Raw genomic sequence first — 13,309 nt, 5'->3', positions numbered from 1 at the left:
TTTGGCAGATTTAGAGTTTTTCTATTCTAAAATCATCAATCCAGAAACTGCCGGGTTGGAGCAAGTTCAATTGCACCCGTAGCCATTGCTCCTTGGGAACGTCAACTTCATAAGAAAACTGTTGCCAATTCTCAATTTGGGAGTCGGTATCAATGAAGGTAATCATGTTGCCTGTTTTTGCTGAGACACCACCAGCGCTCAAATTAAATCTAGTCCCGTGGTTACGGATCCAAAAACTTATTTGATACTTAGCTGGACCTTCATATTTTCCAATATCAAAAAACTCGTTAGTAAACCCAGGGGAATTCCAACCGCCATCGGCTCTGCAGGAGGTAATATCGAACTTTAGGGATTGCTTTCCTTCTTTATAGATGATGGTGTCCAATACAATTTTGAAATCGGCATTGGATACTGTGTTGGGGGTATACAATAACCAATTTACAGGTATGCCGTTTTGTGTAACTTCAAAGCTGCCATTGAGTCCCGCAGAGGAATCTGTAACCTTTTCACTCAATTGTCGGCATGAAGTCAATAATATGCTGAATAAAACAAGGAATGTTAAACAGGATCTTGTATATCGCTTCATGATATGGGTATTAGAAGAATGAGGTGTTATTCAAATAACTTTTCACCGTATTCTAGATAATGGTTGATGGCTTTTTCCCAGCCTTTCATGGTTTTCTCAAAGGCCTTGTCAAGCTCAGTAGCAATCCATTTATTTTTACTGTCGTTAAGCCCAGTGTACTCATAAGTAATGTTTGCCGTAGTGCTACCATTGTGATTGTCTTCCAGGACAATGTAGATTCTTACCACTTCTTCCTTAGGGGTAATTCTAACAAATTCAACCTTATAATGTTCGGGGTCATGTTGGGTAACATACCAAATCGTGGGCTCTTTGCCGTGATGGGGTGTTGAAAATACGCAGCCTTTTTCAACAAGTCCTGACTTGGAAAAAATCATGGTGTAATCCCAACCGTCAATCCAATCCTTTTCCCTAACAGGGCACAATAAGGGAAATATCTCATCTGGAGTTGCATTGTTGATTTGTTGATAGGATTTTGTTGCTTGAATTCCTTGAAAAGCCATGGTTTCGCTTTTTAATAATTCTTAGTTATAGGCTCCATGTATGATAGTCGGGGAAGGAAAAATGCTAAGATAAAGGTAAGGAATTTTGAAGACGTATGTTAGTAGCAGGAGAGGAGCTAGTTGTTATTGGCAGTTGGACTGCAGTATTTTGTTTTTCCACTGAATCCAATATTCCTGAAGGCCTTCTGGAGTGGTTTTTAAATCGCTTATATGCAACTCATGTCCTTCCATGAGGGCTTTAGAGAGTTCTTGCTTTCTTTTGGCTAGGGCGGGCGTATGATTCCAACCTCCAACATGGTCAAAGGAGGTATAGGCGTCGCAGGCTTCTTTTACGGTTACAAATGGAATAGATAAAGAATACTCAACTTGGCCAGTTCCCATGCCCTCCGTACTCATTTGTATGTTTGAAAAATCTACCTTACTATAATGCTCATTTTTATAAAGCGCTTTTAATTTATCACCTACGGCAGCCGACATTTTGTTGGAAAATTGATGGGCAACATCAGAGCCGTTGATAAATTCAGGACCAGTATAAGTGCCCATGCAACCTTTTTCGGAACATTGTATGTTCGAGTTTTGATTTGCATAGGAGTTATAATTTGTATCTGTTTTAAGACCTGTGAAAATACAAATGCTTAGAAGTAGACAGGAAATGAATTGATTCATGGTAAAAAGTTGTAGCTATACAACCAATATACTAAAAATGGAGGTTTACTCCGTTATCAAATTAAAAGCTCCTTTCACCAAAAATTCCGTGTTAGGATCAAATGCATCGGCATTCAGCAATTGGGTATAGCCATTATAAGTGTTTCCAATGCTTACAGGGGTCTTTTCAAAGGTCGTGTCATTCTCTTTAACCAACACAAAATAGTCTTTATCAATATTGGAAATGGCATCAGAAGGTAATGCTGGATACTTTGAGGAAGCCGTCACAATTTCTCCCTCTATATACATGCCTGGGGCAAACAGTTTGGCGTCTTCGGGATTGTTTAAATCACCATGGATATCAATGGTTCGTTCCTTTTCATTTATGGCTCTATTGATGAGGTGTACGCTTCCTTTATAGATTTGCTCATTGTCATTTTGAAGCCGTATATTGATTGGTTGCCCCATTTTTACCTTTGGAAGATCTTTTTCGAAGATTTTCAATTCTATATGAAGCTCGTCAGTATTGGTAACAGTCATGGCCACATCACTAGGGTTGAGGTACATGCCTTTACTAGCTTCTATGGAAGTAATATATCCCGATAGAGGGGAAGGGACTGCAATCACCGAACGCATATTGGCTCCCGACAAGGTGTTGGGGTCTATATGCATTAAGGATAACTGTTTTTGGAGTGCTTGGAATTGGGCCAAGGTCACCTCATAATCCGATTCAGCTTTTAAAAAACTCTTCTGCGAGGTAACATTGTCGGCCATCAAGGCTTTTTGCCGTTCATAATCCGATTTTAAGTAGGCCAAACGCCCCTTGGCTTCCAAAAAGTTCTGCTGTATTTGGATGTATTCGGGGTTTTCAATGGTAAATAAAGTCTGTCCTTTTTTTACATAGTCTCCGGGTAGCAGGCTGATGTTTTTTACATAGCCCGCAAAGTAGGCACTCACGTCGGCCTGGTTCTCCGGAGGTACGGCAAAGCTACCGTTGGCCTTAATGGTGGTGTTGAATTCCTGTGTACTGATTTTTCCAAGTTCCATTTGCCCCAATTGGAACTGCTGAGACGTTAAGGTAATGAGGTTAGGATCCTGTGCCTCGCTACTGATTGCTGTGTTCGGAGTTTTGGACTTAGAATCGCAGGAGGTAACAGAGGTGCCCAAAAGTATACCAAAACTAGTGAGGAGAAAGGGTTTTAAGATATGTTGAATAGTCTTGTCCATGAGGAAACTAAAAGGTTAAAAAGTTGATTTCTAAAACAGTCGTGTTGTATTGGGAAAGGTTTTCCAGATAGTTGATTTCTATCGTTTTGGAACTTTCCAAAATCTGAACGTATTGCAGGAAGTCTATTTCACCATTTTTAAAGGCTTTGGTGGCGGTTCTGGTCAATTCTTCAGAGAGTTGTGCCCCAGTGGTTTCATAATAGTTCACAGCCTCCTCGTACTTTTTCAAATCAGTCAACAGACTTTGGTATTTGGCTGTCAGTTGACGCTTGTAATCTTCAAATTCATCACTAACAATAAGGGTTTCGGTTTTAGCGGCATCAATTTTGGCCTTGTTGGCTCCAAACCATAGAGGAACAGAAATACCGGCTTGAAATCCGTTATAACGTTTGGCATTGTCACCATTGTTGGTACCCTGAAATACCGATATGTGCAAATCGGGGAGCAAGCGTTGTCTTTCCAATGAAAGACTATAATTACTCAATTCCTCTACCGAATTAAAATATTGAATGCCAGGGTAGGCTTCCACGTCAAGTTCCTGCAGTTCCAACCGTGGCAATTTGATGTCCTCTACCGTAAAAACAGAATCTGTTTGTATCCATTGTTGCAATAAAGTATAGGCTTTATGGATGTCTTCTTGGGTTTGTGAACGTGAAATGGCAATTTCCTTTTGTTTGGCTTCGGCCGTAAGTTTTTCCAATAGATTGGTTTCGCCTACCTCATATCTTCGAGTGGCGGCCATTGAAAATTGCCCATATAAACTATCTAAAAAGGTATAGCGTTTCAGGACATTGTTGAGGTACACTACGTGGTAATACGCTTTTTGAACCTCTTTGGTTACGTTTCTCTGATGAATCAGATACTGTTGCGAGCTTATAAGTGCTTTTTGTTTGGCTACCTTTCGCTGTGCGCCGTAAATAGTAGGGAATTGTAAAGATTGGTTGATTCCAAAAACATTTAAGGTCTCTCCATTTTCAGCAATATTGTTTTCGTCGTAATGGTAATATATCTCTGGTTGATCCAAATCGAAGGCACTGCCAATCAAGCTTTGTGATTGCTTTGTTTTCTTTGCATAGGCTTGAAGGCCCTTGTTGTTTTCTAAAGCATAGGTAACGGCCTCATCAACGGTAATAGTGTGTTGCTGGGCCTCAGCAATAACTGGGATGCATAGAAGAAAAAGGAGCAGGGTTGGTTTCAATGGATAATGCTTTTTAGGTTTTGATGTGGAAGGTTTTCTGTCGAATATGGAGTAAAGTACGGGCAGCACAATCAAGGTTAAAGCCGTAGCAGTAATTAATCCACCAACCACAACGGTTGCCAAAGGACGTTGTACTTCGGCACCTGCCGAGGTTGAAATGGCCATAGGCAAAAAGCCTAAAGCTGCTGCGGCCGCGGTCAATAATACAGGGCGTAACCGGTTTTTGGTCCCTAGAAGAATCCGTTCCTTGATGTCGCTCACACCATGGGCTTTTAGTTCTTTAAACTCTTCAATAAGTACAATCCCGTTGAGGACGGCTATCCCGAAAAGCGCTATAAATCCAACCCCTGCGGAAATACTAAAAGGCAAATCCCGAATATAAAGTAGCATCACACCTCCAATGGCAGAAAGTGGAATGGCACTATAGATCATCAGGGCTTCTTTCATGGAGCTAAAGGCAAAGTAGAGCAGTACAAAAATGAGGGCCAAAGCTATGGGCACTGCAATTTTCAATCGGTTTGAAGCTGTACGAAGGTTTTCGAACTGTCCACCGTAGCTTATGGAATAACCCGTTGGAATGCTAATGTCCCGCTCAATGATATCCTGAACATCCTTGACCACCGATTCTAAATCACGATTCCTCACATTTACCCCAACCACAATACGTCGTTTGGTATCGTCTCTAGAAATTTTTGCAGGACCTTTGGTGTATGTTATGGAAGCAAATTCGCTTAAAGGAACCCGCTGTCCGTTGGGCAAGGATACCGATGCGGTTTCTATATGTTCAATATCCTTTCTGTGGCTTGGCTCATAGCGAAGGACCAAATCAAATTGCTTTTCTCCTTCAAAAACGGTGCCTGCCCGCATCCCTGCAAAGCCCATCGTGATGATATTGTTTAAATCTTCAATGTTCAAACCGTATTTAGCTATTTTTCTCCGGTCGAAACTCACGGTCATTTGTGGAAGTCCAACCGTTTTTTCTACGGTGATATCGGCGGCGCCTTCTACATTTTTGATGGCCTTTTCTATTTCCATAGCTTTAGAATAGAGCACGTCTAAATCCTCTCCAAAAACCTTGATGGCCAAATCGGCACGTACCCCTGTAATCAATTCGTTGAAGCGCATTTCTATGGGTTGGGTAAACTCAAAATCGACTCCAGCAATTTCGGAAAGGGCTTCTTTGAATTTGTCGGCCAATTCATCTTTGCTCGATGCCGATACCCATTCTTTTTTGGGTTTCAGTTTGATGATGACATCACTTTCTTCCATAGACATGGGGTCCGTAGGCACTTCGGCAGCACCTATTCTGCTTACAACCTGTTCTACTTCAGGGAAAGTTTTCAAAATACGTTCCATTCGGGTAGTGGTGGCAATGGTTTGGCTTAAGGAAGTCCCTGTTTTGAGCACGGGTTGAATTACAAAATCCCCTTCATCAAGAGTGGGGACAAATTCGCCTCCCATTCGGTTAAACAGGAATACAGTGAACAACAATAAACTTATGGCAAGTCCTAAAACGGTTTTTTTGTGTTGCAAGGCCCAATTGATGGTAGGGGTGTATTTGCTTTCCAAAAAGGCAATAAGTCTGGAAGAAATGGTTTGTTTTTCGGTATTGGAAGGTTTTAGAAATAGTGACGCCATTACAGGGATATAGGTGAAACATAGCAGCATAGCTCCAATCAAGGCGAAACAAAATACGAGAGCCATTGGTCGGAACATTTTCCCCTCAACATTTACCAAGGACAGAATGGGGATAAACACGATAATGATGATCAATTGTCCAAATACAGCGGAGTTCATCATTTTGGTGGCACCGTTATAGGTAATTTTGTCCATCAACTGTTGACGTTCTGGTTTTGAAAGGGCTAATAGTTTGCTTCGGTCGCTGGTTATTTTAAAGGCGATGAACTCTACAATGATGACGGCTCCATCAATGATGATTCCAAAGTCAATAGCACCAAGGCTCATGAGGTTGGCGTCTACACCAAAAATATACATTAAGGAAAGCGCAAAAAGCAAACTTAAGGGGATCACCGAGGCTACTACCAAACCAGACCGAAGGTTGCCGAGAAGTAGTACCACCACAAAAATGACAATCAAACACCCTAATATAAGGTTCTCTGCAATGGTAAAGGTGGTCTTGCCAATAAGCTCGCTGCGCTCCAAAAACGGATTGATGTAAATACCGTGGGGCAAGGAAGGTTGAATGGCGGCCACGCGTTCTTTTACAGCTTCAATGACGGCGTTGGAATTCGCATCTTTAAGCATCATGACCTGTCCCAGTACTTTTTCTCCTTCACCATTGCCAGTAATGGCGCCAAATCGGTTGGCATAACCAAAACCTACCGAGGCCACATCTTTGATGTAAATGGGAATATCATTTGTTTTAGAGACTACAATTTCTTCAATATCCTGAATAGAATTTATCAAACCTTCCCCACGGATAAAGTAGGTTTGGTTGGTTTTTTCTATATACCCACCTCCGGCAATATTGTTGTTTTGTTCCAAGGCATCATAAACTTCAAAGATGGAAATGCCCATGGCCCGAAGTTGCTCGGGGTTGATGCTTACTTCATAGGTTTTTAAATGCCCTCCCCAAGTGTTGACTTCTACCACGCCAGGTATTCCGGAGAGTTGCCTTTTCACGACCCAATCCTGTATGGTTCGTATATCGGATAAAGAGTATTGGTCTTTGTATTTTGGATCGACGTCTATGATATATTGATAAATTTCACCCAAACCCGTGGAAACAGGTCCCATAAAAGGAGACCCAAAGCCAGCTGGGATTTTCTCTTCGGCACTTTTAATTTTCTCGGCAATAAGCTGGCGTGGAAGATAGGTGCCCAACGCGTCTTCAAATACCACGGTCACAACAGACAGTCCAAATTTGGATACCGAACGGATTTCTTTTACCCCAGGAAGATTGGCCATTTCCAACTCTACGGGATAGGTCAAGAATTTCTCCACATCTTCCGTAGCCAAGTTTCTGGAAGTGGTGATCACTTGCACCTGATTGTTGGTAACATCAGGAACGGCACCAATGGGGATGTGGGTCAAGGAATACAGACCAAACCCAATAATACCAAAGGTAAATAGCAGTATAATGAGCTTGTGGTGGATACTGTATTGGATAATGCGTTCTAGCATCTGTGCTGGTTTAGTTAAAAGCCCTTAAATAGAGATCATCGAGAAAAAGTAATAGAGGTATTTAAGGGTCTTTTTGAAATTTTACTCAAAAAAATTAACTGTACTAATGTAAGAAATTTTGCTAAGCACTTATGTATCAAAAGATACTGAGGAGTAATTTGGAATGCTTATTAATTAAGGTAAGAAGTAGAAGATTGCTGCATTCCAAATTGAGAGCAAATTTGTAGCAGGAATAGACGAAAAGAGAAATGGGGGACTTCGATTTATAGGAATGGGATTGTTTCTATTTGAAATGTTCTTCTAACAAACCTTTTAGGGCCTCGCCATGCAAGTTTTTGGCAATCACCACACCGTTTTCATCCAAGATAAAATTGGCAGGAATAGTCTGCACGCGAATATGTTTTAAGAAATCAGCATTGTCTCCTTGTAAATCTGATACTTGTAGCCAACGGTCCGCACCATCAAGTTTTGAAGCAGCTTGCCATGTGGCTGCATGGCTTTCCAAGGCATAGGCGATAATTTTTAAACCATCGTCATGATAAGTATCCCAAAGGGGTACCAAAACTTCTCGGTTTTCCTTTCGGCATGGGGCACACCAAGAAGCCCAAAGGTCTATAATGGTGAGCTTACTACCTATATGTTCTCTAAGTTGCAATGTATCCTTCGTCAAGGTAGGAAGTGTTGCGTCAGGAAATACATCGCCTATTAAAACGGGTAAATTAGCAGCATCGCTAGCTTTACAAAGTTCTTTTGTCCAATCATGTTCAGCTTGAGTTTGACTCCATTTGGCGCATTGCCTCACCAAAAATTCAGGAACACGCTCATAGTCGTTTTCCGGGCTTACCCAGCGTAGGGCCATTAAGGCGGGAAGAAAGTGCTCGGTGGTATCGGCAAAGTTCATTAACTCTGTTTGGTATTCTAAGATGGCGTGTTCTTTTTCCAACAATTCACTGCCATCTTCAACCTGCCATTCCTTTCCTGCTAGATGGTTTTGGTAAGCTTCGTATTTTAGGTCTCTTAGGTTTAGGAGTGCTGTATTAGCTTTGGAAGAGTTTAGTATTTGAAAGGTCTTTTGAAAGGTCTCCCATTCCGCAGAAATTTTTAAAGGTTCTCCAGTTTGCCATACTATGGGCATATAGTTCACACTTTCTTGAGCTTCAGTTTCCAAATAATTGGGGGCTTTTCCTTTGGGCTGTACGGCCAATTCCAATAATCTCTCCGTAGTTGATAAAGGCATATTTCGGAACTCAAAACTTCCATCATCCTTGATGGTTGCAGAATCGATAACTTTTGCAAAATAGGGAGCTCCCAAATCTTGTAAATTTTCAGGTTCCAGAAGGTAGATTTTGGAACCTTTTTGCTCAGCTCCAGTTATTACTCCTGAAATGTCGGCAGGCGATTGGCAAGCTACAATAGTTAAAGCGGTGTATGCAAATAGGATGGAGTGTTTTGGGCTCATGAGTTGTTAGGATTGTTTTGCACAACAAATCTAAGATTTTTGGTTTGTTGTATAGCCATTTGTAAGTGGATAATTGGGATCAAAAATCAAAACGGTTTAGCCAATCTGCCTAACCGTTCTGAATTTAGGCTTAAGGTTTTCTTAGATCATAGGTCCAAAAAGCACCGCTGATATCTGTTAGTTTTAGGGTATAGAGACCTTTTGGTAAATTTGCTAAGTCTGTATGAGATAACTGCAATTTAGCTTTGGCTCCCAAAGGGATAATCAAACTATGTTTGCCGGGCTTTATTTTGGCAATATAATAATTGTCAATAGAGGTTTCTGGCAATGAAGCCAAGGCTTCCTGCGAGTACTCTACAACGGCATTGTTTTGTGCGTCCAATAAGTCTATGCCTATGAGCCATGATCCATACACATCAACACCCTCGGTTCTAAAAACCTCAAAAGACAAGGTTTCGTTATCCAGTGCACCATTGCTAATTTCTAATTTGGGTTTTACGGATTTATTGTGCAAAGGTCCCCATAAGCCTCCATGGAATAATTGATTGGTCATTAAAGTAATCCCTAAAATGCAGAGAGAGCCTATCAACACAAATTTTGGAAATAGACGGTCTTTAATTGGCAAAGCTCCAGATCCCAACCAAGTAAACCATGATTTTTTGCTGAGAGAGAAGTTTCGTTTCAATAAATAGTTATCCAACGAATATTGGCCGCTTCCCGTAAGGAAAAGCACAAAGCCAGCCGCAATGCCAAGTACACCAATTTGCCATTCGTCCAAGCAGGTTGTGCCTATCCAACCAGATCCCAAAAGGATGCCCATGGCTAAACCAAAGACTCCAATACTCATGAGTCGGGTGAACAGTCCCAGTAAAATAAACAAGCCTACAATGCCTTCAATGATGGTAAAAATGACCATGTTTAGCCAAAGCACATCAGGGTTTTCAAGCAAATATTGAATAATGGGTTTGATGCCTAGGGCATGGGGTAAAAAGTGATTGAATTTCTCACCGATATAACCGGCTACTTCAGGGTCTAGTTTGTCTGCTAAAATGGTGCGCCTCCAAAAGGCTGAAAAATAGGTCCAACCTACGACTAATCTTAGTGCTAGGGACAAAAGTCCCGCGTCATTTTTTATTTGGGTGTTTTGCATGTTCTGGGCCTTAAATGGTGAGCGTATTAAATCCTTGTTTGGTAAGCTGAAATCCATATAGAATGCCGTTTTCAACCACTGTGATGTTTTTTGGTAACTGTTTCTTGTCTACATTGAATTTTTTCATGGAAATACCACAAATAAAAACTTTGACATTCTGGGATTTGGCTTCTTTCAAAAGCTTTTCAAATTCGAGGTTGTTTGGAATGTCGCTTACTGTTTTTCCACAAAGGATGACATAGAAATCACCATATGCTTTGCCATCTTCTTTTTCAAGATCATTGGCAGTTATCAGTACGGGATTGAGTTGTTGAATGTTTTTTGAAAGGATTAAATAATTATTCTTTTCAGGGTCGAAATCCTGTGCAAATAAGCTGTTGCTGCCTATTGACAAGAGACATATAAAGGCGATATAAAAAAGTTTATGTTTCATGACTTTTTAAGTTTTGATTGTATTAAAAAGGGTGTGCCCATAGTTGGGATACCTGTTGTGTTCAATATATCCTGAGATGACGCCTGCAGTGTATGCGAGTCATTGTTACAGGGTATAAAGAGACATCGTACCAAAGAATTTCCTTGGTAGCCTAAATTAAAAACGAAGAGAACTTAGAGGTAGTTTTTAAAGTTGCGGTATAGAATATACAGCGGAACTGAAGTTCCCAAAGGGGCTTTGGTTTCTGAAGAAACGAAGACTTTATTGTCTGTTTCCGAAGCCCAAAGCTTTGGGGAAAAAGATGCCATTCCAGCATTAGCCAATCTATCCTTAGCAACCTTTTCTTTTGAATACTGAGGTAGCATTTTTGCAATCTCAAAGTCACTGCAAGTACTTTTACCAAGAGTAGATTTACTTTTATTGGAAGCTTCTGTGGTGGTTATGCCTAATTCGGATTGAATATAATTTCGAACCTTACAGGGAGAGAGCAACAGCAAAAGCATAAGCCCCAAAACAGGGAGGATATGACCAATAGATTTGATGTTGCTTTTGTTTTCCATGTGTCAAAACTAACAAAAGAAAGCCAACGAAAGGCTGTTGTGCTTCTTAATAAATGTTAAAGTAATGGAGATCTATGAAAATGAAAGATGTGTATATCAAAAAAAAAACCGAGAGCATGTGCTCTCGGTATCTTGTATAAATGTGCGCTATTTCAACGAAGAGATTTAGCTTTGGTTGTCGGTAGCTATGATTGTTAATTCATCGATGATATTTGATGCATTGGAGTAAGTCTCTATTAACCAAAGTAGGTACCTAACATCTACATTGATGGTACGTTGCAAATCTTTGTCAAAAATAACATCACCGGCCATTGCTTCAATGTTGCCATCAAAGGCCAAACCAATTAACTCTCCTTTACCATTAAGTACTGGCGATCCAGAATTTCCGCCTGTAATATCATTGTCTGTTAAGAAATTTATAGGAAGCTGCCCTTGGCTGTTGGCATATCTCCCGTAATTTTTCTTTTCGAACATCTCAAGCATCCTTGCAGGTAAATCAAATTCTTCATCATTAGGCTTGTATTTGTTTACCATACCCTCTAGGGTCGTGTAATTGTTGATGCTGGCATCGTTTCTCGAATCCTTTGGCAAAGCTCTTACTTTTCCATAGGTCAAACGAAGTGTTGAGTTGGCATCTGGATAGCTGATCTTGCTCAAACCAGATTTGCGCAAACCATCAACTAGCAACCTGAAGGATGCTTGGTAGTCGTTTAAAGGTTGTACAAGATGCTCTGGTTGCTCTCTATACTTGGTCAATAGGGCTTCAGAAAGGATATAGAGTGGGTCGTTTGCCAATAATTCGGCATTTGGGTAATCCAAGAAGGCCAATGCGCCTTCTTTGGTAGTAAACATACTTAATTGGAAACAAGCATTGACATAGGTGTCTAGGTTGTCCTCAGCCTTTACATCGGCAATGACTTCTGGCAATTGGTAATTGGATTTTGAAGCATACAATTTTAGTTGCTCAGCCAATATTTCCTTTTCAAGTGGTAAATAGTGGTCTTTGTACAAAGCTTCAATATAGGCTTTGATTTTTGGAGACAATTCTGCACGTTTGGCCTCATTTGACGAGATGTAGGTTTCAAAAATTTGACCTATTTTATATGGTAAATTAGAAAATGTGCTGGAGCGTAGAATAACTCTTAGGTAGTTGTCGTGTTTCGCCTTGTCATTCGTTAAACTGTAATAGTTATTGATATTGGAAACAACATTTCCGTAGGTATCTCTATTTGCAGATTTGTTGGCCCATTTGTTGAACTTGCTTTCTGTTTTACGCTTGGTTTCGGCAGTTTTATGAGCCGTTAGAGCGTCAATCATGCCTTGACGGTTTTTCCAATAATTCGCAATAACGGCATATTTGGAGGCGTACATTAAGTTGATGGACTCGTCTTGGTCCATATACTTTTTCATAACATCCATGCTTAATTTAGAGCCTTCCACCCAAGCAGGGTAAGCGTAATTAACGTTTTGCTCGATTCCTTCGGCTGGCATCCAACGGTTGGTTCTTCCTGGATAGCCCAAAATCATGGCGAAATCATTTTCTTCCACACCATCAATATTCACTGGTAAATGATGTTTGGCCTTTAAGGGAACATTGTTGGTTGAAAACTCTGCAGGTTGTCCTTTGGCATCTCCATAGACTCTGAAAAGTGAAAAGTCTGCTGTGTGGCGTGGCCATTCCCAGTTATCGGTGTCACCCCCATATTTTCCTAAGCTTTTTGGAGGTGTTCCAACCAATCTTACGTCGGTATAATCTTCATAAACAAAATAGTAATACTCGTTTCCTTGAAAGAAGGAACGTACAGAAACTTTATATTTACCATTCTCGCTATTCTCCTGTTCAATTTTTGCAATCTCTTGATTGATGATGGCTTCTCGCTCTATCTCAGTCATTGAAGCATTTACTTTAGATAAAATGCGTTCAGACACATCGTCCATTCTCACAAAGAATCTTACATATAATTGTTCAGGTTTTAATTCTTCACTTAAAGACTTGGCCCAAAATCCATTTTTAAGGTGGTTTTGCTCTGCTGAAGATAGCTCGGCAATAGCATCATAACCACAGTGGTGATTGGTAAGTAAAAGCCCGTTTTCGGAAATAATACTTGCCGTACATCCACCATTGAACTGAACAATGGCATCCTTTAAGCTTTGGTTATTTATGCTGTAGATTTCCTCTGGAGTCAATTGAAGCCCCATTTTTTGCATATCGCGATGGTTGAGGCGTTCGATGTGCATCAAAAACCACATGCCTTCATTGGCAAATAGGGAGACTGGTAATGAAATCCAGAAAACAAGGATTAACAGACTAATTTTCTTCATTTTTATTTTGTATTTAGTTTAATAATAAGTGTCCTTAAGACTAGGAATTTATTTTACGCATCGAAGTCCTCTGAACAAGGCGCAA

The 13,309-nt window shown here is 40.5% G+C and carries 10 protein-coding genes; all 10 read right to left on the bottom strand.

Annotated features, from left to right (window positions below; translation table 11 throughout):
- Positions 1–10: 10 nt before the first annotated feature.
- Positions 11–586 (bottom strand): hypothetical protein, encoded by a 576-nt coding sequence (locus BKM32_RS14270; protein WP_123812131.1) that lies wholly within the window; start codon positions 584–586, stop codon positions 11–13.
- A 26-nt stretch (positions 587–612) separates the two neighbouring features.
- The gene (locus BKM32_RS14265; protein WP_076664536.1) at positions 613–1,086 is read right to left on the bottom strand and encodes a hypothetical protein; all 474 of its coding nucleotides are present in this window, start codon (positions 1,084–1,086) and stop codon (positions 613–615) included.
- Between the two features lie 123 nt (positions 1,087–1,209).
- Complete coding sequence (locus tag BKM32_RS14260) at positions 1,210–1,629, bottom strand: hypothetical protein (RefSeq protein ID WP_123812130.1); 420 nt, start codon at positions 1,627–1,629, stop codon at positions 1,210–1,212.
- A gap of 168 nt (positions 1,630–1,797) precedes the next feature.
- Positions 1,798–2,958: an efflux RND transporter periplasmic adaptor subunit gene (locus BKM32_RS14255; protein WP_076664532.1), complete on the bottom strand. Its 1,161-nt coding sequence runs from the start codon at positions 2,956–2,958 to the stop codon at positions 1,798–1,800.
- A 7-nt stretch (positions 2,959–2,965) separates the two neighbouring features.
- On the bottom strand, positions 2,966–7,300 hold the full coding sequence (locus tag BKM32_RS14250) for a CusA/CzcA family heavy metal efflux RND transporter (RefSeq protein WP_076664530.1): 4,335 nt from the start codon (positions 7,298–7,300) through the stop codon (positions 2,966–2,968).
- A 283-nt stretch (positions 7,301–7,583) separates the two neighbouring features.
- The gene (locus tag BKM32_RS14245; RefSeq protein ID WP_076664528.1) at positions 7,584–8,759 is read right to left on the bottom strand and encodes a TlpA disulfide reductase family protein; all 1,176 of its coding nucleotides are present in this window, start codon (positions 8,757–8,759) and stop codon (positions 7,584–7,586) included.
- A 130-nt stretch (positions 8,760–8,889) separates the two neighbouring features.
- On the bottom strand, positions 8,890–9,909 hold the full coding sequence (locus BKM32_RS14240; protein WP_076664526.1) for a TQO small subunit DoxD: 1,020 nt from the start codon (positions 9,907–9,909) through the stop codon (positions 8,890–8,892).
- A gap of 10 nt (positions 9,910–9,919) precedes the next feature.
- Positions 9,920–10,342, bottom strand: coding sequence for a DsrE family protein (locus tag BKM32_RS14235; RefSeq protein WP_076664524.1), 423 nt, complete (start codon positions 10,340–10,342; stop codon positions 9,920–9,922).
- Positions 10,343–10,515: 173 nt separating this feature from the next.
- On the bottom strand, positions 10,516–10,902 hold the full coding sequence (locus BKM32_RS14230; RefSeq protein WP_076664522.1) for a hypothetical protein: 387 nt from the start codon (positions 10,900–10,902) through the stop codon (positions 10,516–10,518).
- Between the two features lie 165 nt (positions 10,903–11,067).
- Positions 11,068–13,224, bottom strand: a complete 2,157-nt coding sequence (locus BKM32_RS14225) for a S46 family peptidase (RefSeq protein ID WP_076664520.1) — start codon at positions 13,222–13,224, stop codon at positions 11,068–11,070.
- Positions 13,225–13,309: the final 85 nt, after the last annotated feature.

It is taken from the genome of Mangrovimonas sp. DI 80 (assembly GCF_001975575.1).
GTDB lineage: Bacteria > Bacteroidota > Bacteroidia > Flavobacteriales > Flavobacteriaceae > Mangrovimonas_A > Mangrovimonas_A xylaniphaga.
The sequence above is the reverse complement of the archived record's forward strand: the minus strand, read 5'-3'. Positions and strand labels throughout refer to the sequence as shown.

What these genes read in the sequence shown, in the direction of transcription:
- BKM32_RS14270 (WP_123812131.1), bottom strand. Translation starts at nt 586, where the DNA reads ATGAAGCGATATACAAGATCCTGTTTAACATTCCTTGTTTTATTCAGC.
- BKM32_RS14265 (WP_076664536.1), bottom strand. Translation starts at nt 1,086, where the DNA reads ATGGCTTTTCAAGGAATTCAAGCAACAAAATCCTATCAACAAATCAAC.
- BKM32_RS14260 (WP_123812130.1), bottom strand. Translation starts at nt 1,629, where the DNA reads ATGGGCACTTATACTGGTCCTGAATTTATCAACGGCTCTGATGTTGCC.
- BKM32_RS14255 (WP_076664532.1), bottom strand. Translation starts at nt 2,958, where the DNA reads ATGGACAAGACTATTCAACATATCTTAAAACCCTTTCTCCTCACTAGT.
- BKM32_RS14250 (WP_076664530.1), bottom strand. Translation starts at nt 7,300, where the DNA reads ATGCTAGAACGCATTATCCAATACAGTATCCACCACAAGCTCATTATA.
- BKM32_RS14245 (WP_076664528.1), bottom strand. Translation starts at nt 8,759, where the DNA reads ATGAGCCCAAAACACTCCATCCTATTTGCATACACCGCTTTAACTATT.
- BKM32_RS14240 (WP_076664526.1), bottom strand. Translation starts at nt 9,909, where the DNA reads ATGCAAAACACCCAAATAAAAAATGACGCGGGACTTTTGTCCCTAGCA.
- BKM32_RS14235 (WP_076664524.1), bottom strand. Translation starts at nt 10,342, where the DNA reads ATGAAACATAAACTTTTTTATATCGCCTTTATATGTCTCTTGTCAATA.
- BKM32_RS14230 (WP_076664522.1), bottom strand. Translation starts at nt 10,902, where the DNA reads ATGGAAAACAAAAGCAACATCAAATCTATTGGTCATATCCTCCCTGTT.
- BKM32_RS14225 (WP_076664520.1), bottom strand. Translation starts at nt 13,224, where the DNA reads ATGAAGAAAATTAGTCTGTTAATCCTTGTTTTCTGGATTTCATTACCA.